This window comes from Caballeronia sp. NK8, assembly GCF_018408855.1.
Lineage (GTDB): Bacteria > Pseudomonadota > Gammaproteobacteria > Burkholderiales > Burkholderiaceae > Caballeronia.
The window spans coordinates 2,692,301-2,708,582 of sequence record NZ_AP024322.1 but is presented as its reverse complement, the minus strand read 5'-3'; the positions used below and the strand labels follow the sequence as shown (position 1 = coordinate 2,708,582).

Genomic DNA, 16,282 nt, shown 5'->3' with positions numbered 1-16,282 from the left:
GCGAAATTGTCGCAACGTATTGACCCGATTGCGATTTTCGGAATATCATGCTTGGTTCTCGTTCTTGGTCCTGCTTCGGATCTGGCCTAGTGCCGGGTGCTGGGAGCAGAAATCATTCGGCGAGAACGTCAAACGCGCGGTTCTTTTCGCTTTGCCCGAGAGAATTGCGCGGATTTTGTTCATTTTTAGGATTAAACAATGCCAACCATCAATCAACTGGTTCGCAAAGGCCGCACGTCGGAAACGACGAAAAGCAAGTCGCCGGCCCTGCAGGACTGCCCTCAGCGTCGTGGCGTGTGCACCCGCGTGTACACCACGACGCCGAAGAAGCCGAACTCGGCACTCCGTAAAGTTGCCAAGGTTCGTCTGACGAACGGCTTCGAAGTCATTTCGTACATCGGCGGTGAAGGCCACAACCTGCAAGAGCACTCGGTCGTGCTGATTCGCGGCGGCCGTGTGAAGGACTTGCCGGGTGTGCGTTACCACATGGTTCGCGGCTCGCTGGATACCCAGGGCGTCAAGGACCGTAAGCAAGCTCGCTCGAAGTACGGTGCGAAGCGCGCGAAGGCTGGCAAGTAAGTCGCCGGTCGAAAGTAAGGAATCAGGTCGCCGCAAGGCGGTTAAGGCGGTGGTGCCGGAATTGCCGGTGCTGTCGAGTAAGTGGTCACCCGGCCAAGCTGGTTAGTCGAATAGATGGATCGGGTTTGTTGGTGGCCGCGGAGCTGAGAATCAGCTCCAACTGAAAAAGTAAAGGAAGAATCATGCCGCGTCGTCGCGAAGTCCCCAAGCGGGAAGTGTTGCCGGATCCGAAGTTCGGTAACGTAGATGTAGCCAAGTTCATGAACGTGCTGATGCTCTCCGGCAAGAAGTCGGTTGCCGAGCGTATCGTGTACGGCGCTTTTGAACAGATCCAGACCAAGGGTGGCAAGGACCCGCTGGAAGTGTTCACGGTTGCGCTCAACAACGTGAAGCCGGTGGTCGAAGTGAAGAGCCGTCGTGTTGGTGGTGCCAACTATCAGGTTCCGGTCGAAGTGCGTCCCTCGCGTCGTATGGCATTGGCGATGCGTTGGTTGCGTGAAGCCGCGAAGAAGCGCAGCGAAAAGTCGATGGCCCTGCGCCTGGCAGGTGAGCTCTCCGAAGCGGCTGAAGGCCGCGGCGGCGCGATGAAGAAGCGCGACGAAGTTCACCGCATGGCAGAGGCCAACAAGGCATTCTCGCACTTCCGTTTCTAAGCTCCCGCTCGTAGAGCAAACGGAAAAATCAGGGCGGGTGCGCTACTCCAGGCGCCTCGCCCGTTTGTGTTAGGGCGCGCTCGCACTCGCTGGCGCGTCGACCGAAAAAGGATCCAAAGTGGCTCGCAAGACACCTATCGAGCGCTACCGCAATATCGGTATCAGCGCTCACATCGACGCCGGCAAAACGACGACGACCGAGCGCATCCTGTTCTACACGGGCGTGAACCACAAGATCGGTGAAGTTCACGACGGCGCAGCAACGATGGACTGGATGGAGCAGGAGCAGGAGCGCGGCATCACCATCACGTCGGCTGCTACCACGGCCTTCTGGAAGGGCATGGGCGGCAACTATCCCGAGCACCGCATCAACATCATCGACACCCCGGGGCACGTCGACTTCACGATCGAAGTGGAGCGTTCGATGCGCGTCCTCGACGGCGCGTGCATGGTCTACTGCGCGGTGGGCGGCGTGCAGCCGCAGTCGGAAACCGTGTGGCGTCAGGCGAACAAGTACAAGGTTCCCCGTCTCGCGTTCGTCAACAAGATGGACCGTACCGGCGCGAACTTCTTCAAGGTCTACGACCAGCTGAAGACGCGTCTGAAGGCGAACCCGGTTCCCGTCGTGGTGCCGATCGGCGCTGAAGACACGTTCACGGGCGTGGTCGACCTGATCAAGATGAAGGCGATCATTTGGGACGAAGCGTCGCAAGGCACGAAGTTCGACTACGTCGATATCCCGGCTGAACTCGTCGACACGTGCAACGAGTGGCGCGAGAAGATGATCGAATCGGCTGCTGAAGCAACCGAAGAGCTGATGGAAAAGTACCTCGGCGGCGAAGAGCTGACCGAAGCGGAAATCGTCAAGGCGATCCGCGACCGGACCATCGCGTGCGAAATTCAGCCGATGCTGTGCGGCACCGCGTTCAAGAACAAGGGCGTGCAGCGCATGCTGGATGCCGTGATCGACTTCCTGCCGTCGCCGATCGACATTCCGCCGGTTACGGGCGAACTCGAAAGCGGCGAGAAGGGCGAGCGTCGTGCATCCGACGACGAGAAGTTCTCGTCGCTGGCGTTCAAGATCATGACGGACCCGTTCGTCGGCCAGTTGATCTTCTTCCGCGTGTACTCGGGCGTCGTGAATTCGGGTGACACCGTGCTGAACGCGACCAAGGACAAGAAGGAACGTCTCGGTCGTATTCTGCAGATGCACGCGAACCAGCGCGAAGAAATCAAGGAAGTGCGCGCGGGCGACATCGCAGCGGCAGTCGGTCTGAAAGAAGCGACCACCGGCGACACGCTGTGCGATCCGCAGCACCCGATCGTGCTCGAACGCATGATTTTCCCGGAGCCGGTGATTTCGCAGGCAGTCGAGCCGAAGACGAAGCCTGACCAGGAAAAGATGGGTCTGGCGCTGAACCGTCTGGCACAAGAAGATCCGTCGTTCCGCGTTCAAACGGACGAAGAATCGGGCCAAACCATTATTTCGGGCATGGGCGAGCTCCACCTGGAAATTCTGGTTGACCGTATGCGTCGCGAATTCGGCGTGGAAGCGACTGTCGGCAAGCCGCAGGTTGCTTACCGCGAGACGATCCGCAGCAAGGCGGAAGACGTCGACGGCAAGTTCGTCAAGCAGTCGGGTGGTCGCGGCCAGTACGGTCACGCGGTCATCACGCTGGAGCCGAACGAGCAGGGCAAGGGCTATGAGTTCCTGGACGAGATCAAGGGCGGCGTGATTCCGCGCGAATACATCCCGGCCGTGGACAAGGGTATCCAGGAAACGCTGAAGTCCGGCGTGCTGGCTGGCTTCCCGGTGGTCGACGTGAAGGTGCACCTGACGTTCGGTTCGTACCACGACGTGGACTCGAACGAAAACGCGTTCCGCATGGCCGGTTCGATGGCCTTTAAGGAAGCAATGCGCAAGGCAAGCCCGGTCATCCTCGAACCGATGATGGCTGTGGAAGTCGAAACGCCGGAAGACTACATGGGCAACGTGATGGGCGACCTGTCGGGCCGTCGCGGTATCGTCCAGGGCATGGAAGACATGATTGGCGGCGGCAAGATCGTTCGCGCCGAAGTGCCGCTGTCGGAAATGTTCGGCTACTCGACCTCGCTGCGTTCGCTGACGCAAGGCCGTGCCACGTACACGATGGAATTCAAGCACTACTCCGAAGCTCCGCGTAACGTCGCCGAAGCGATCATCAACGCGAAGGGTAAGTAATACCCGCAAGTCATTCGGCGCAAGCCACAAGCTTTAACCGATAACCAAACTTTGAAAGAAGGTAATCATGGCAAAAGGTAAATTCGAGCGGACCAAGCCGCACGTGAACGTGGGCACGATCGGTCACGTTGACCACGGCAAGACCACGCTGACGGCAGCGATCACGACGGTGCTGACCAAGAAGTTCGGCGGCGAAGCAAAGGCATACGACCAGATCGATGCAGCGCCGGAAGAAAAGGCACGCGGTATCACCATCAACACCGCGCACGTCGAGTACGAAACGGCTAACCGCCACTACGCACACGTCGACTGCCCGGGCCACGCCGACTATGTGAAGAACATGATCACGGGCGCAGCGCAGATGGACGGCGCAATCCTGGTGTGTTCGGCCGCTGACGGCCCGATGCCGCAAACGCGCGAGCACATCCTGCTGGCCCGCCAGGTTGGCGTGCCGTACATCATCGTGTTCCTGAACAAGTGCGACATGGTGGACGACGCCGAGCTGCTCGAGCTCGTCGAAATGGAAGTGCGTGAGCTTCTGTCGAAGTACGACTTCCCGGGCGACGATACCCCGATCATCAAGGGTTCGGCCAAGCTGGCGCTGGAAGGCGACACGGGCGAGCTGGGCGAAGTGGCGATCATGAACCTGGCTGACGCACTCGACACGTACATCCCGACGCCGGAGCGCGCAGTGGACGGTTCGTTCCTGATGCCGGTGGAAGACGTGTTCTCGATCTCGGGTCGTGGCACGGTGGTGACGGGCCGTATCGAGCGCGGTGTGGTGAAGGTTGGCGAGGAAATCGAAATCGTCGGTATCAAGACGACGGTGAAGACGACCTGCACGGGCGTGGAAATGTTCCGCAAGCTGCTGGACCAAGGTCAAGCGGGCGACAACGTCGGTATCCTGCTGCGCGGCACGAAGCGTGAAGACGTGGAGCGTGGCCAGGTTCTGGCCAAGCCGGGTTCGATCACGCCGCACACGCACTTCACGGCTGAAGTGTACGTGCTGAGCAAGGACGAAGGCGGCCGTCACACGCCGTTCTTCAACAACTACCGTCCGCAGTTCTACTTCCGTACGACGGACGTGACGGGCTCGATCGAGCTGCCGAAGGACAAGGAAATGGTGATGCCGGGCGACAACGTGTCGATCACGGTCAAGCTGATCGCCCCGATCGCCATGGAAGAAGGTCTGCGTTTCGCCATCCGTGAAGGCGGTCGTACCGTCGGCGCTGGTGTCGTGGCGAAGATTATCGAGTAAGATATCGGGCTTGCTCGATTGAAGTTGCAGTAACGCAGTAAAGACCGGGACCGGGTGCTCGCCCTCAGCGAGCATCCGGTCCCACGCTCTTTTGCCAATGTGCGGTGCAATACCGCCTCGCTCTTTTCAAGGAATCGTCATGCAGAACCAGAAAATCCGTATTCGTCTGAAGGCTTTCGACTATCGCCTGATCGATCAATCGGCAGCCGAGATCGTCGATACGGCGAAGCGGACTGGCGCGATCGTCCGTGGCCCGGTGCCGCTGCCGACGCGTATTCAGCGTTTTGACATCCTGCGTTCGCCGCACGTCAACAAGACGTCGCGCGACCAGCTCGAAATCCGCACGCACCAACGCCTGATGGACATCGTCGATCCGACGGACAAGACCGTCGACGCGCTGATGAAGCTCGATCTGCCGGCTGGCGTCGACGTCGAAATCAAGCTGCAGTAAGTCCCGAAAGCTTCCCTGGCGCGTTAGAAGGCGCGTCAGGGGCCGCTAAGTCTTTGATTGCTTGCGGGATTCGAAAAGCCTTGTTATACTTCAAGGCTTTTCGCGCCTATGTGCACGAAAAAGACGCAAGAAAGCCGACCCAGTTTCTCGTAACGAAGCCGGCATTTGTAAATCAGCCCCGACCAATCGCAGTTGGGAATGGAGAAAACGATGAGCCTTGGACTCGTAGGTCGCAAGGTTGGCATGACCCGTATCTTCACGCCTGAAGGGGATTCCATCCCCGTCACCGTGCTGGACGTGTCGGACAACCGCGTGACGCAGATCAAGACCGTTGAAACGGATGGTTATACCGCCGTTCAGGTTGCATTCGGTGCTCGCCGCGCATCGCGCGTGACGAAGCCGCTGGCGGGTCACCTCGCCAAAGCCGGCGTTCAAGCTGGTGAAATCCTCAAGGAATTCCATATCGATACGGCCAAGGCAGGTGAACTGTCGAACGGCGCCGTGATCGGTACGGATATTTTCGAAGTCGGCCAGAAGGTCGATGTGCAAGGCACGTCGATCGGTAAGGGTTATGCCGGCACGATCAAGCGCTACAACTTCGCCTCGGGTCGCGCGACGCACGGTAACTCGCGTTCGCACAACGTTCCGGGTTCGATCGGTATGGCGCAGGATCCGGGTCGCGTGTTTCCTGGCAAGCGCATGACGGGTCACCTCGGTGACGATACCGTTACGGTTCAAAATCTCGAAATCGCCCGCATCGACGCTGAGCGCAGTCTGCTGCTCGTCCGCGGTGCTGTTCCGGGTGCGAAGGGCGGTAAGGTCTTCGTGACCCCGGCCGTCAAGACGCGTGCTGTGAAAGGAGCGAAATAATGGAACTTAAGCTCCTGAATGCCAATGGTCAGGAAGGCGCTGGCGTGAACGCATCGGACGTCGTGTTCGGTCGCGATTACAACGAAGCCCTGATTCACCAGATCGTCGTCGCTTATCAGGCGAACGCACGTAGCGGCAACCGCGCGCAGAAGGATCGCGAGCAGGTCAAGCACACCACCAAGAAGCCGTGGCGTCAGAAGGGTACGGGCCGTGCTCGTGCCGGTATGTCGTCGAGCCCGTTGTGGCGTGGCGGTGGTCGCATCTTCCCGAACTCGCCGGAAGAAAACTTCTCGCACAAGGTCAACAAGAAGATGCATCGCGCAGGTCTCTGCTCGATCTTCTCGCAGCTGGCTCGCGAAGGCCGTATCGCCGTGGTCGAAGACCTCGCGCTCGAAGCCCCAAAGACCAAGCTGTTGGCCGATAAATTCAAGGCGATGGGTCTCGAATCCGTGTTGGTCATCACCGATACGGTCGACGAGAACCTGTACCTCGCGTCGCGCAACCTGGCCCACGTGGCCGTTGTCGAGCCGCGTTACGCCGACCCGCTCTCGCTGATCTACTTCAAGAAGATTCTGATCACGAAGGCTGCGGTCGCTCAGATCGAGGAGTTGCTGTCATGAGCGAAATTCGCAAAAACGATCATCGTTTGATGCAAGTTCTGCTCGCGCCGGTGATCTCCGAAAAGGCGACGCTGGTTGCCGACAAGAACGAGCAAGTCGTGTTCGAAGTCGCACCGGACGCCACGAAGCAGGAAGTAAAGGCTGCTGTCGAGCTGCTGTTCAAGGTCGAAGTCAATTCCGTCAACGTGCTCGTCACGAAGGGCAAAGCCAAGCGCTTTGGTCGCTTCAACGGCAAGCGCAAGGACGTGAAGAAGGCGTACGTCTGCCTGAAGCCCGGCCAGGAAATCAACTTTGAAGCGGAGGCCAAGTAATCATGGCAATCGTGAAAGTTAAGCCGACCTCGCCGGGTCGCCGCGCGATGGTCAAAATCGTCAACAAGGATCTGCATAAGGGCGCGCCGCACGCTGCGCTGCTCGACTCGCAATCCAAGTCGGCGGGCCGTAACAACAACGGCCGTATCACCACGCGTCACCAGGGCGGTGGTCACAAGCAGCACTATCGTATCGTCGATTTCCGTCGCAACAAGGACGGCATTCCGGCAAAGGTCGAGCGTCTCGAGTACGACCCGAACCGTAGCGCGAACATCGCGCTGGTTCTGTACGCAGACGGCGAGCGTCGCTACATCATTGCGCCGAAGGGCGTGACGGTTGGTACACCGCTGATGTCCGGTTCGGAAGCGCCGATCAAGGCAGGCAACACGCTGCCGATCCGCAACATTCCGGTCGGTACGACGATCCACTGCGTCGAAATGCTGCCGGGCAAGGGCGCGCAGATCGCGCGTTCGGCTGGTACGTCGGCAATGCTGCTGGCTCGTGAAGGCGTCTACGCTCAGGTGCGTCTGCGCTCCGGCGAAATCCGCCGCGTGCACGTCGAGTGCCGCGCGACGATCGGCGAAGTGGGCAACGAAGAGCATAGCCTCCGTCAAATCGGCAAGGCTGGCGCAAACCGCTGGCGCGGTATCCGCCCGACGGTGCGCGGCGTTGCAATGAACCCGGTCGATCACCCGCACGGCGGTGGTGAAGGCAAGACGGCTGCAGGTCGCGATCCGGTGAGCCCGTGGGGCACGCCGACGAAGGGTTATCGTACCCGCAGCACCAAGCGCACGACGAGCATGATCGTCCAGCGCCGTCACAAGCGTTAAGGAGTAGGCAATGACACGTTCTGCTAAAAAAGGTCCGTTCTGCGACGCTCATTTGCTGAAGAAAGTTGAGTCGGCAGCAGCTACGCGCGACAAGAAGCCGATCAAGACCTGGTCGCGTCGCTCGACGATTCTGCCGGATTTCATCGGCCTGACGATCGCTGTTCACAACGGCCGTCAGCACGTTCCGGTGTACGTCACGGAAAACATGGTCGGCCATAAGCTTGGCGAGTTCGCACTGACCCGTACGTTCAAGGGTCACGCGGCCGACAAGAAGGCCAAGAAATAAGGGGCTATCAAGATGGAAGTGAAAGCAATTCATCGCGGTGCCCGCATCTCGGCGCAGAAAACGCGCCTTGTGGCTGACCAGATTCGTGGTTTGCCGGTCGACAAGGCGCTGAACGTTCTGACGTTCTCGCCGAAGAAGGCGGCGGGTATCGTCAAGAAGGTCGTGCTGTCTGCGATCGCGAATGCGGAACACAACGAAGGCGCCGATATCGACGAGCTCAAGATCACGAGCATCTATATCGATAAGGCTGCTTCGCTGAAGCGTTTTACCGCACGCGCAAAGGGTCGCGGTAACCGCATCGAGAAGCAATCCTGTCACATCACTGTGACGGTCGGGAATTAAGGAGCCATACGATGGGACAGAAAATTCATCCGACTGGCTTCCGCTTGGCCGTCAGCCGCAATTGGGCTTCGCGCTGGTATGCGAACAACAACAATTTCGCGGCGATGTTGCAGGAAGACATCGGTGTTCGTGAATACCTGAAGAAGAAGCTGAAGAACGCTTCGGTTGGTCGCGTCGTCATCGAGCGTCCGGCGAAGAACGCGCGCATCACGATTTACAGCTCGCGTCCTGGCGTTGTCATCGGCAAGAAGGGCGAAGACATCGAACTGCTGAAGGCCGAGCTGCAAAAGCGCATGGGCGTTCCGGTTCACGTCAACATCGAAGAAATCCGCAAGCCGGAAACCGATGCTCAGCTGATCGCTGACTCCATCACGCAGCAGCTCGAGCGCCGGATCATGTTCCGTCGCGCGATGAAGCGCGCGATGCAGAACGCGATGCGTCTTGGCGCCCAAGGCATCAAGATCATGAGCGCGGGCCGTCTGAACGGTATCGAAATCGCTCGTACCGAGTGGTATCGCGAAGGTCGCGTGCCCCTCCATACGCTGCGTGCCGATATCGACTACGCGACTTCGGAAGCGAAGACCACGTACGGCATCATCGGCGTGAAGGTGTGGGTCTACAAGGGCGACACGCTCGGCCGCAACGACGCGCCGGTGGTGGAAGAAGTGGCAGAAGAAAAGCGTCCGCGCCGCAACGCACGTCCGGGTGGCGATCGCCGTCCGCGCCGTGACGGTGAAGGCGCTCCGGCTGGCGCGCGTCGTGGTGCACCCCGTCGCGCAGGCGGTGACGCGAAGACTGGAGAATAACGATGCTGCAACCGAAACGCAGAAAGTATCGCAAAGAGCAGAAAGGTCGTAACACCGGCAAGGCGACGCGCGGCAACGCAGTGTCGTTCGGTGAATACGGTCTGAAGGCTATCGGTCGCGGCCGTTTGACCGCGCGCCAGATCGAAGCGGCACGTCGTGCAATGACGCGTCACATCAAGCGGGGCGGCCGGATCTGGATCCGTATCTTCCCGGACAAGCCGATCTCGCAAAAGCCGGCCGAAGTGCGTATGGGTAACGGTAAGGGCAACCCCGAGTACTACGTCGCTGAAATTCAACCGGGCAAGATGCTGTACGAAATGGACGGTGTCTCCGAAGAACTGGCGCGCGAAGCGTTCCGTCTGGCTGCAGCCAAGCTGCCGCTCAAGACGAACTTCGTTGTGCGTCAGCTCGGCGCCTAAGGAGTAAATGATGAAGGCATCTGAACTTCACCAGAAAGACCAGGCCGCGCTCAACAAAGAGCTCACGGACCTGCTGAAGGCGCAATTCGGCCTGCGTATGCAACTCGCGACCCAGCAGCTCACGAACACGAGCCAGCTGAAGAAGGTCCGTCGCGACATCGCACGTGTACGCACCGTCCTGACTGAGAAGGCGAACCAGAAATGAACGATAGCGTAAAAACCTCGCTCAAGCGGACGCTGGTCGGCAAGGTCGTCAGCAACAAGATGGACAAGACGGTCACCGTTCTGGTCGAGCACCGCGTGAAGCATCCGATCTACGGCAAGTACGTGGTGCGTTCGAAGAAGTACCACGCGCATGACGACGCGAACACGTACAACGAAGGCGATCTCGTCGAAATTCAGGAAACCCGTCCGATTTCGAAGACGAAGGCCTGGGTTGTGTCGAAGCTGGTTGAAGCGGCTCGCGTGATCTGAAGTAGAAGTAGTAGTACGGCGATGCAGTAGTAAGTGGTGTCGCAGTAAGTTTCGCTTGCAAGACCGAGATTATTTGTTATAATCTCGGTCTTCCCTCTTTGTGGGAGCCCCGTCGCGGGCGAAACTGGTGGGGGAAGCCGGTTCAGGCGCCAGCCTGAGTCGACAGATTCACCGGATTGCGATGGCGGGTTTCGTCTGCCCTCGCTGCCTGTTCTAACCCAAGCAGCCAGTTGGCTGACGGGACCAAGACTGACCGGCTGTGCCATGGTGGCGCGACCGGATTAAGTTGGGAAAGATAAACCATGATCCAGACCGAAACTCGGCTTGAAGTGGCCGACAACACGGGTGCGCGTGAAGTCATGTGCATCAAAGTGCTCGGCGGTTCGAAGCGTCGTTACGCTAGCATTGGCGACATCATCAAGGTGACCGTCAAGGAAGCGACGCCGCGCGGACGCGTGAAAAAGGGCGAAATTTATAACGCTGTGGTCGTTCGTACGGCCAAGGGCGTGCGTCGCCAGGATGGCTCGCTCATCAAGTTCGACGGCAATGCCGCCGTTCTGTTGAATACGAAGCTCGAGCCGATCGGCACGCGTATTTTCGGGCCGGTGACGCGTGAACTGCGTAGCGAACGATTCATGAAGATCGTTTCGCTCGCGCCGGAAGTGCTGTAAGGAGTCGCGATGAACAAGATTCGCAAGGGTGACGAAGTCATCGTCATCACCGGCAAGGACAAGGGCAAGCGCGGTACCGTGCTGGCCGTTGCGGAAGACCGTGTCACGGTCGAGGGTATCAACCTCGTCAAGAAGCACGTGAAGCCGAACCCGATGAAGGGTACGACGGGCGGTGTGGAAGCCAAAACGATGCCGCTGCATATTTCGAACGTCGCATTGGTCGACGCGAATGGCAAGGCATCGCGTGTGGGCATCAAGGTCGAAGACGACAAGAAGGTTCGCTTCTTGAAGTCGACCGGCGCCACGCTCAACGCCTGACGCGGAGTTAAAAAATGGCTCGTCTGCAAGAGATTTATAAAGAAAACGTTGTGCCGCAACTCGTTGAAAAGTTCGGCTACAAGTCCGTCATGGAAGTGCCGCGCATCACCAAGATCACCCTGAACATGGGTCTTGGCGAAGCCGTCGCCGACAAGAAGATCATCGAAAACGCCGTGGGCGACCTGACGAAGATCGCTGGCCAGAAGCCGGTTATCACGAAGGCGCGCAAGGCAATCGCAGGCTTCAAGATTCGTCAGGGCTACCCGATCGGCGCGATGGTCACGCTGCGCGGCCAAGCGATGTACGAATTTCTCGACCGTTTCGTGACGGTTGCGCTCCCGCGGGTGCGTGACTTCCGTGGCGTGTCGGGCCGTGCATTCGACGGTCGTGGCAACTACAACATCGGTGTGAAAGAGCAGATCATTTTCCCCGAAATCGACTACGACAAGATCGACGCGCTGCGTGGGCTGAACATCAGCATCACGACTACCGCGAAGACTGACGATGAAGCAAAGGCGCTGCTCGCCGGCTTCAAGTTCCCGTTCAGAAACTGAGGTTACCGTGGCTAAACTGGCACTGATCGAACGTGAAAAGAAGCGCGCGCGCCTGGCAGCCAAGTACGCTCCGAAGCGTGCTGAGCTGAAGGCTGTGATCGATGACGCAAGCAAGTCGGACGAAGAGCGTTACTTCGCGCGTCTGGCGCTGCAACAACTGCCGCGTAACTCGAACCCCACTCGCAAGCGTAACCGCTGCGCGATCACGGGTCGTCCGCGTGGCACGTTCCGCAAGTTCGGACTCGCACGCGGCAAGATTCGTGAAATCGCTTTCCGCGGCGAAATCCCTGGCCTGACCAAGGCGAGCTGGTAATAGGAGAAACATAAATGAGCATGAGTGATCCTATCGCCGATATGCTGACTCGCATCCGCAATGCGCAGATGGTCGAGAAGGTTTCGGTGACTATGCCCTCGTCAAAAGTCAAGGTTGCGATTGCGCAGGTTTTGAAGGACGAAGGTTATATCGACGACTTCGCAGTGAAGGCTGATGGCGCGAAGATCGAATTGAATATCGCGTTGAAGTACTACGCTGGCCGTCCGGTGATCGAGCGCCTCGAGCGTGTCTCGAAGCCTGGTCTTCGCGTGTACCGCGGTCGCAACGACATTCCGCAGGTCATGAACGGCCTGGGCGTTGCCATCGTTTCGACGCCGAAGGGTGTGATGACCGACCGCAAGGCGCGCCAGAACGGCGTCGGCGGCGAAGTCATCTGCTACGTCGCTTAACGCCTAAGGAGAAGAAACATGTCTCGAGTAGGTAAAAGCCCGATCGCGCTGCCGCAAGGCGCGGAAGTGGCCATCAAGGGCGACGTCATCACCGTTAAGGGTCCGCTCGGCACGATCTCGCAAGCAGCTAACAAGCTGGTGAACGTGACGAACGACAATGGCACGCTGAAGCTCGCTCCGGCCAACGAAAGCCGTGAAGCAAACGCGATGTCCGGCACGATGCGCGCCCTGGTGGCGAACATGGTGCAGGGCGTCACCAAGGGTTTCGAGCGCAAGCTGACGCTGGTTGGCGTCGGTTATCGTGCACAAGCGCAAGGCGACAAGCTGAACCTGTCGCTGGGTTTCTCGCACCCCGTGGTGCACCAGATGCCGGAAGGCGTCAAGGCTGAAACTCCGTCGCAGACCGAAATCGTGATCAAGGGGATCGACAAGCAGAAAGTCGGACAGACCGCAGCAGAAGTGCGCGGTTATCGTCCGCCCGAGCCGTATAAGGGCAAGGGCGTGCGTTATTCCGACGAGGTCGTGATCCTCAAAGAAACGAAGAAGAAGTAAGGGTGCGCAATCATGGATAAGACTCAATCTCGCCTGCGCCGCGCTCGTCAGACGCGTGTCAAGATCGCTGAGCTGCAGGTTCCGCGTCTGGCCGTGCATCGCACGAATACGCATATCTACGCGCAAGTGTTCTCGGCATGCGGTACGAAAGTCGTGGCAAGCGCCTCGACGCTCGAAGCTGAAGTGCGCGCTGAACTCGCCGACAAGTCGGGCAAGGGCGGCAACGTCAATGCTGCGACCCTGATCGGCAAGCGTATCGCCGAAAAGGCCAAGGCTGCCGGCATCGAATCCGTCGCCTTTGACCGCTCGGGTTTCCGCTACCACGGCCGCGTGAAGGCGCTGGCTGATGCGGCGCGTGAAGCCGGGCTCAAGTTCTAAGGGAAGAATTCGTCATGGCAAAGATGCAAGCGAAAGTTCAGGCTGACGAACGCGACGACGGCCTGCGCGAAAAGATGATTTCGGTCAACCGCGTGACCAAGGTCGTGAAGGGTGGCCGTATTCTCGGCTTCGCCGCACTGACCGTGGTCGGCGACGGTGACGGCCGGATCGGCATGGGCAAGGGCAAGGCCAAGGAAGTTCCGGTTGCCGTTCAAAAGGCAATGGAACAGGCCCGCCGCAATATGTTCAAGGTGCCCCTGAAGAACGGCACGCTGCAACACGAAGTGCACGGTAAGCATGGCGCATCGGCGGTTCTCCTCGCTCCGGCGAAGGACGGTACCGGCGTAATCGCTGGCGGCCCGATGCGCGCAGTGTTCGACGTGATGGGCGTGCAAAACGTTGTGGCCAAGAGCCACGGTTCGACGAACCCGTACAACCTCGTTCGCGCAACGCTGGACGGTCTGCGCAAGCAGTCGACCCCGGCCGACATCGCGGCGAAGCGTGGTAAGTCCGTCGAAGACATTCTGGGCTAAGGTGGTCACCATGTCTGAAAAAACTGTCAAGGTTCAGCTCGTGAAGAGCCTGATCGGGACCCGCGAAACGCACCGTGCAACGGTGCGTGGCCTCGGCCTGCGTCGCCTCAACTCGGTCTCCGAGTTGCAGGACACGCCGGCAGTGCGCGGGATGATCAACAAGGTCTCGTACCTGGTTAAGGTCATCGGCTAAGCGGCTGACCCTAGGATCCAAGGAGTTGAACATGGAATTGAATAACCTGAAGCCGGCGGAAGGCGCGAAGCACGCTAAGCGTCGCGTCGGTCGTGGCATCGGTTCGGGCCTCGGCAAGACCGCAGGTCGCGGCCACAAGGGTCAGAAATCGCGTTCGGGCGGCTTTCACAAGGTCGGCTTCGAAGGCGGTCAGATGCCTCTGCAGCGCCGTCTGCCGAAGCGTGGCTTCACCTCGCTGACGAAGGAATTCGTCGGTGAAGTGCGCCTGTCCGATCTGGAAAAGCTGCCGGTCGACGAAATCGATCTGTTGGCGCTGAAGCAAGCGGGTCTGGTCGGCGAGCTCATCAAGAGCGCAAAGATCATCAAGACCGGCGAGATTACGCGCAAGGTCACGGTGAAGGGTCTGACGGCAACGAAGGGCGCCCGTGAGGCAATCGAAGCCGCTGGCGGCTCGTTCGCCGAGTAACGCGCTTTCGCCGTTACTAGCACTAGCATCGGAGAAGGTACTTGGCTAACAGCCCGAGTCTCGCAAAAACCGGTCGAAGCGCGGCGAAATTCGGCGATCTGCGCCGGCGTGCAGTGTTTCTGCTGCTGGCGCTGATCGTCTACCGCATTGGTGCGCATATTCCGGTACCCGGCATCGATCCGGATCAACTGGCCAAGCTGTTCCAAAGCCAGTCGGGCGGCATCCTTGGCATGTTCAACATGTTCTCGGGTGGCGCGCTGTCACGGTTCACGATCTTTGCGCTGGGCATCATGCCCTACATTTCGGCGTCGATCATCATGCAGTTGCTGTCGATCGTGTCGCCGCAGATGGAAGCGTTGAAAAAGGAAGGGCAGGCGGGACAACGTAAGATCACGCAGTACACGCGTATCTTCACGGTGGTTCTGGCAACCTTCCAGGCGTTCGGTATCGCGGTTGCGCTGGAAAATCAGCCGGCTCTGGTTCTGGACCCCGGCATGGTGTTCCGGCTGACGACGGTCGTCACGCTGGTGACGGGCACGATGTTCCTGATGTGGCTCGGTGAGCAGATCACGGAGCGTGGTCTCGGCAACGGCATCTCGATCATCATCTTCGGTGGTATCGCGGCGGGTTTCCCGAACGCAATCGGTGGTCTGTTCGAGCTGGTTCGCACCGGTTCGATGAGCATCATCTCGGCGATCATCATCGTCGTGCTGATCGCGGCGGTCACGTATCTGGTCGTGTTCATCGAACGCGGACAGCGCAAGATCCTCGTGAACTACGCGAAGCGCCAGGTCGGTAACAAGATTTACGGCGGACAGTCGTCCCATCTGCCGCTGAAGTTGAACATGTCGGGTGTGATTCCGCCGATCTTTGCGTCGTCGATCATTCTCTTCCCGGCAACCATCCTGAACTGGTTCAGTTCGGGTACGCGTACCAACTGGTTCGCAAACGCGTTGCACAACGTGGCCGAGGCAATCAAGCCTGGTCAACCTGTGTACGTGCTGCTGTATGCGTTGGCGATCGTTTTCTTCTGCTTCTTCTACACCGCATTGGTGTTCAACAGCCGGGAAACCGCCGACAACTTGAAGAAAAGCGGTGCTTTCGTTCCGGGTATCCGTCCGGGCGATCAGACTGCACGATATATCGACCGCATCCTGACGCGTCTGACGCTGGCTGGTGCGATCTACATCGTATTCGTGTGCCTGCTGCCTGAGTTTCTGGTGTTGCGCTGGAACGTGCCGTTTTATTTTGGTGGAACGTCGCTGCTGATCATTGTCGTCGTCACGATGGACTTCATGGCTCAGGTGCAGTCGTACGTTATGTCGCAACAATATGAATCGCTGCTCAAGAAGGCCAACTTCAAGGGTAGCAACGTCCCGATGCGTTAATTAGGACTATGGCCAAAGACGATGTTATCCAGATGCAGGGTGAGGTCATCGAAAACCTCCCCAACGCTACTTTCCGGGTGAAATTGGAAAATGGCCATGTCGTCCTGGGGCATATTTCCGGAAAGATGCGGATGCACTACATCCGCATCCTTCCGGGCGACAAGGTTACGGTTGAATTGACGCCTTACGATCTGTCTCGTGCACGGATCGTGTTCCGGGCGAAGTGATTTGAAAAAAGGGTAATATCATGAAAGTGATGGCATCGGTTAAGCGCATTTGCCGCAATTGCAAGATCATCAAGCGCAAGGGCGTTGTGCGCGTGATTTGCAGCTCTGATCCGCGCCACAAACAGCGTCAAGGCTGAACGCCGCGCTTTTGCTTGCGCT

The 16,282-nt window shown here is 58.9% G+C and carries 28 protein-coding genes; all 28 read left to right on the top strand.

The genetic code is table 11. The annotated features are described in order from the left end of the window. Positions 1 to 198 precede the first annotated feature (198 nt). Positions 199 to 579 (top strand): 30S ribosomal protein S12, encoded by a 381-nt coding sequence (gene rpsL, locus NK8_RS12960; RefSeq protein ID WP_006053290.1) that lies wholly within the window; start codon positions 199 to 201, stop codon positions 577 to 579. 182 nt (positions 580 to 761) lie between these two features. Further along, the gene (rpsG, locus tag NK8_RS12955; RefSeq protein WP_006053291.1) at positions 762 to 1,232 is read left to right on the top strand and encodes a 30S ribosomal protein S7; all 471 of its coding nucleotides are present in this window, start codon (positions 762 to 764) and stop codon (positions 1,230 to 1,232) included. 118 nt (positions 1,233 to 1,350) lie between these two features. Beyond that, entirely contained in the window at positions 1,351 to 3,453 is a 2,103-nt protein-coding gene (gene fusA / locus NK8_RS12950) for an elongation factor G (protein ID WP_061179122.1), read from the top strand. 67 nt (positions 3,454 to 3,520) lie between these two features. Next, the gene (gene tuf, locus NK8_RS12945) at positions 3,521 to 4,711 is read left to right on the top strand and encodes an elongation factor Tu (protein WP_016346480.1); all 1,191 of its coding nucleotides are present in this window, start codon (positions 3,521 to 3,523) and stop codon (positions 4,709 to 4,711) included. 139 nt (positions 4,712 to 4,850) lie between these two features. Next, on the top strand, positions 4,851 to 5,162 hold the full coding sequence (gene rpsJ / locus NK8_RS12940; protein WP_006998489.1) for a 30S ribosomal protein S10: 312 nt from the start codon (positions 4,851 to 4,853) through the stop codon (positions 5,160 to 5,162). Between the two features lie 210 nt (positions 5,163 to 5,372). After that, positions 5,373 to 6,032, top strand: a complete 660-nt coding sequence (rplC, locus tag NK8_RS12935; RefSeq protein ID WP_061179133.1) for a 50S ribosomal protein L3 — start codon at positions 5,373 to 5,375, stop codon at positions 6,030 to 6,032. Next, complete coding sequence (gene rplD, locus NK8_RS12930) at positions 6,032 to 6,652, top strand: 50S ribosomal protein L4 (protein WP_035506767.1); 621 nt, start codon at positions 6,032 to 6,034, stop codon at positions 6,650 to 6,652. Before rplC ends, rplD begins: the two co-directional genes overlap by 1 nt. Then, complete coding sequence (gene rplW / locus NK8_RS12925; RefSeq protein WP_008343846.1) at positions 6,649 to 6,963, top strand: 50S ribosomal protein L23; 315 nt, start codon at positions 6,649 to 6,651, stop codon at positions 6,961 to 6,963. Before rplD ends, rplW begins: the two co-directional genes overlap by 4 nt. 2 nt (positions 6,964 to 6,965) lie before the next feature. Then, entirely contained in the window at positions 6,966 to 7,793 is an 828-nt protein-coding gene (gene rplB / locus NK8_RS12920; RefSeq protein ID WP_162066475.1) for a 50S ribosomal protein L2, read from the top strand. 10 nt (positions 7,794 to 7,803) lie between these two features. Beyond that, positions 7,804 to 8,079 (top strand): 30S ribosomal protein S19, encoded by a 276-nt coding sequence (rpsS, locus tag NK8_RS12915; protein WP_035506764.1) that lies wholly within the window; start codon positions 7,804 to 7,806, stop codon positions 8,077 to 8,079. Positions 8,080 to 8,091: 12 nt separating this feature from the next. Beyond that, on the top strand, positions 8,092 to 8,421 hold the full coding sequence (gene rplV / locus NK8_RS12910) for a 50S ribosomal protein L22 (protein ID WP_011490054.1): 330 nt from the start codon (positions 8,092 to 8,094) through the stop codon (positions 8,419 to 8,421). A gap of 11 nt (positions 8,422 to 8,432) precedes the next feature. Next, a complete protein-coding gene (gene rpsC / locus NK8_RS12905) occupies positions 8,433 to 9,227 on the top strand; it encodes a 30S ribosomal protein S3 (protein ID WP_162066474.1) in 795 nt (264 codons plus the stop codon). 2 nt (positions 9,228 to 9,229) lie between these two features. Then, positions 9,230 to 9,646 (top strand): 50S ribosomal protein L16, encoded by a 417-nt coding sequence (gene rplP, locus NK8_RS12900; RefSeq protein ID WP_008343852.1) that lies wholly within the window; start codon positions 9,230 to 9,232, stop codon positions 9,644 to 9,646. A gap of 10 nt (positions 9,647 to 9,656) precedes the next feature. Then, a complete protein-coding gene (gene rpmC, locus NK8_RS12895; RefSeq protein WP_035933103.1) occupies positions 9,657 to 9,851 on the top strand; it encodes a 50S ribosomal protein L29 in 195 nt (64 codons plus the stop codon). After that, positions 9,848 to 10,120 (top strand): 30S ribosomal protein S17, encoded by a 273-nt coding sequence (gene rpsQ, locus NK8_RS12890; protein ID WP_008343854.1) that lies wholly within the window; start codon positions 9,848 to 9,850, stop codon positions 10,118 to 10,120. The genes rpmC and rpsQ overlap by 4 nt, the downstream gene beginning before the upstream one ends. A 302-nt stretch (positions 10,121 to 10,422) precedes the next feature. Next, complete coding sequence (gene rplN, locus NK8_RS12885) at positions 10,423 to 10,791, top strand: 50S ribosomal protein L14 (RefSeq protein WP_006998478.1); 369 nt, start codon at positions 10,423 to 10,425, stop codon at positions 10,789 to 10,791. A 9-nt stretch (positions 10,792 to 10,800) separates the two neighbouring features. After that, positions 10,801 to 11,109 (top strand): 50S ribosomal protein L24, encoded by a 309-nt coding sequence (rplX, locus tag NK8_RS12880; RefSeq protein ID WP_061179118.1) that lies wholly within the window; start codon positions 10,801 to 10,803, stop codon positions 11,107 to 11,109. 14 nt (positions 11,110 to 11,123) lie between these two features. Continuing rightward, the gene (rplE, locus tag NK8_RS12875; RefSeq protein WP_162066473.1) at positions 11,124 to 11,663 is read left to right on the top strand and encodes a 50S ribosomal protein L5; all 540 of its coding nucleotides are present in this window, start codon (positions 11,124 to 11,126) and stop codon (positions 11,661 to 11,663) included. A 7-nt stretch (positions 11,664 to 11,670) separates the two neighbouring features. Further along, positions 11,671 to 11,976 carry a 30S ribosomal protein S14 gene (gene rpsN / locus NK8_RS12870; RefSeq protein ID WP_016346471.1) on the top strand — a complete coding sequence of 102 codons (306 nt, stop codon included), beginning with the start codon at positions 11,671 to 11,673 and terminating at the stop codon, positions 11,974 to 11,976. Positions 11,977 to 11,990: 14 nt separating this feature from the next. Beyond that, positions 11,991 to 12,386: a 30S ribosomal protein S8 gene (gene rpsH, locus NK8_RS12865; RefSeq protein WP_044041653.1), complete on the top strand. Its 396-nt coding sequence runs from the start codon at positions 11,991 to 11,993 to the stop codon at positions 12,384 to 12,386. A gap of 18 nt (positions 12,387 to 12,404) precedes the next feature. After that, positions 12,405 to 12,938 (top strand): 50S ribosomal protein L6, encoded by a 534-nt coding sequence (gene rplF / locus NK8_RS12860; protein WP_162066472.1) that lies wholly within the window; start codon positions 12,405 to 12,407, stop codon positions 12,936 to 12,938. A gap of 12 nt (positions 12,939 to 12,950) precedes the next feature. Further along, positions 12,951 to 13,316: a 50S ribosomal protein L18 gene (rplR, locus tag NK8_RS12855; RefSeq protein ID WP_061179115.1), complete on the top strand. Its 366-nt coding sequence runs from the start codon at positions 12,951 to 12,953 to the stop codon at positions 13,314 to 13,316. 14 nt (positions 13,317 to 13,330) lie between these two features. Next, a complete protein-coding gene (rpsE, locus tag NK8_RS12850) occupies positions 13,331 to 13,849 on the top strand; it encodes a 30S ribosomal protein S5 (RefSeq protein WP_008343875.1) in 519 nt (172 codons plus the stop codon). A 10-nt stretch (positions 13,850 to 13,859) separates the two neighbouring features. Beyond that, entirely contained in the window at positions 13,860 to 14,042 is a 183-nt protein-coding gene (gene rpmD, locus NK8_RS12845) for a 50S ribosomal protein L30 (RefSeq protein ID WP_010106952.1), read from the top strand. Positions 14,043 to 14,073: 31 nt separating this feature from the next. Further along, entirely contained in the window at positions 14,074 to 14,508 is a 435-nt protein-coding gene (gene rplO, locus NK8_RS12840; protein ID WP_035506750.1) for a 50S ribosomal protein L15, read from the top strand. A 41-nt stretch (positions 14,509 to 14,549) separates the two neighbouring features. Next, positions 14,550 to 15,896 (top strand): preprotein translocase subunit SecY, encoded by a 1,347-nt coding sequence (secY, locus tag NK8_RS12835; protein ID WP_061179114.1) that lies wholly within the window; start codon positions 14,550 to 14,552, stop codon positions 15,894 to 15,896. An 8-nt stretch (positions 15,897 to 15,904) separates the two neighbouring features. Next, positions 15,905 to 16,123, top strand: a complete 219-nt coding sequence (infA, locus tag NK8_RS12830; protein WP_004521905.1) for a translation initiation factor IF-1 — start codon at positions 15,905 to 15,907, stop codon at positions 16,121 to 16,123. Between the two features lie 20 nt (positions 16,124 to 16,143). Next, positions 16,144 to 16,260: a 50S ribosomal protein L36 gene (gene rpmJ, locus NK8_RS12825; RefSeq protein ID WP_004199844.1), complete on the top strand. Its 117-nt coding sequence runs from the start codon at positions 16,144 to 16,146 to the stop codon at positions 16,258 to 16,260. The last annotated feature ends 22 nt before the right edge of the window (positions 16,261 to 16,282 follow it).

Excerpts from the sequence above, each read along its gene's own strand:
- rpsL (WP_006053290.1), top strand. The coding sequence starts at position 199 with ATGCCAACCATCAATCAACTGGTTCGCAAAGGCCGCACGTCGGAAACG.
- rpsG (WP_006053291.1), top strand. The coding sequence starts at position 762 with ATGCCGCGTCGTCGCGAAGTCCCCAAGCGGGAAGTGTTGCCGGATCCG.
- tuf (WP_016346480.1), top strand. The coding sequence starts at position 3,521 with ATGGCAAAAGGTAAATTCGAGCGGACCAAGCCGCACGTGAACGTGGGC.
- rpsJ (WP_006998489.1), top strand. The coding sequence starts at position 4,851 with ATGCAGAACCAGAAAATCCGTATTCGTCTGAAGGCTTTCGACTATCGC.
- rplC (WP_061179133.1), top strand. The coding sequence starts at position 5,373 with ATGAGCCTTGGACTCGTAGGTCGCAAGGTTGGCATGACCCGTATCTTC.
- rplD (WP_035506767.1), top strand. The coding sequence starts at position 6,032 with ATGGAACTTAAGCTCCTGAATGCCAATGGTCAGGAAGGCGCTGGCGTG.
- rplW (WP_008343846.1), top strand. The coding sequence starts at position 6,649 with ATGAGCGAAATTCGCAAAAACGATCATCGTTTGATGCAAGTTCTGCTC.
- rplB (WP_162066475.1), top strand. The coding sequence starts at position 6,966 with ATGGCAATCGTGAAAGTTAAGCCGACCTCGCCGGGTCGCCGCGCGATG.
- rpsS (WP_035506764.1), top strand. The coding sequence starts at position 7,804 with ATGACACGTTCTGCTAAAAAAGGTCCGTTCTGCGACGCTCATTTGCTG.
- rplV (WP_011490054.1), top strand. The coding sequence starts at position 8,092 with ATGGAAGTGAAAGCAATTCATCGCGGTGCCCGCATCTCGGCGCAGAAA.
- rpsC (WP_162066474.1), top strand. The coding sequence starts at position 8,433 with ATGGGACAGAAAATTCATCCGACTGGCTTCCGCTTGGCCGTCAGCCGC.
- rplP (WP_008343852.1), top strand. The coding sequence starts at position 9,230 with ATGCTGCAACCGAAACGCAGAAAGTATCGCAAAGAGCAGAAAGGTCGT.
- rpmC (WP_035933103.1), top strand. The coding sequence starts at position 9,657 with ATGAAGGCATCTGAACTTCACCAGAAAGACCAGGCCGCGCTCAACAAA.
- rpsQ (WP_008343854.1), top strand. The coding sequence starts at position 9,848 with ATGAACGATAGCGTAAAAACCTCGCTCAAGCGGACGCTGGTCGGCAAG.
- rplN (WP_006998478.1), top strand. The coding sequence starts at position 10,423 with ATGATCCAGACCGAAACTCGGCTTGAAGTGGCCGACAACACGGGTGCG.
- rplX (WP_061179118.1), top strand. The coding sequence starts at position 10,801 with ATGAACAAGATTCGCAAGGGTGACGAAGTCATCGTCATCACCGGCAAG.
- rplE (WP_162066473.1), top strand. The coding sequence starts at position 11,124 with ATGGCTCGTCTGCAAGAGATTTATAAAGAAAACGTTGTGCCGCAACTC.
- rpsH (WP_044041653.1), top strand. The coding sequence starts at position 11,991 with ATGAGCATGAGTGATCCTATCGCCGATATGCTGACTCGCATCCGCAAT.
- rplF (WP_162066472.1), top strand. The coding sequence starts at position 12,405 with ATGTCTCGAGTAGGTAAAAGCCCGATCGCGCTGCCGCAAGGCGCGGAA.
- rplR (WP_061179115.1), top strand. The coding sequence starts at position 12,951 with ATGGATAAGACTCAATCTCGCCTGCGCCGCGCTCGTCAGACGCGTGTC.
- rpsE (WP_008343875.1), top strand. The coding sequence starts at position 13,331 with ATGGCAAAGATGCAAGCGAAAGTTCAGGCTGACGAACGCGACGACGGC.
- rpmD (WP_010106952.1), top strand. The coding sequence starts at position 13,860 with ATGTCTGAAAAAACTGTCAAGGTTCAGCTCGTGAAGAGCCTGATCGGG.
- rplO (WP_035506750.1), top strand. The coding sequence starts at position 14,074 with ATGGAATTGAATAACCTGAAGCCGGCGGAAGGCGCGAAGCACGCTAAG.
- infA (WP_004521905.1), top strand. The coding sequence starts at position 15,905 with ATGGCCAAAGACGATGTTATCCAGATGCAGGGTGAGGTCATCGAAAAC.
- rpmJ (WP_004199844.1), top strand. The coding sequence starts at position 16,144 with ATGAAAGTGATGGCATCGGTTAAGCGCATTTGCCGCAATTGCAAGATC.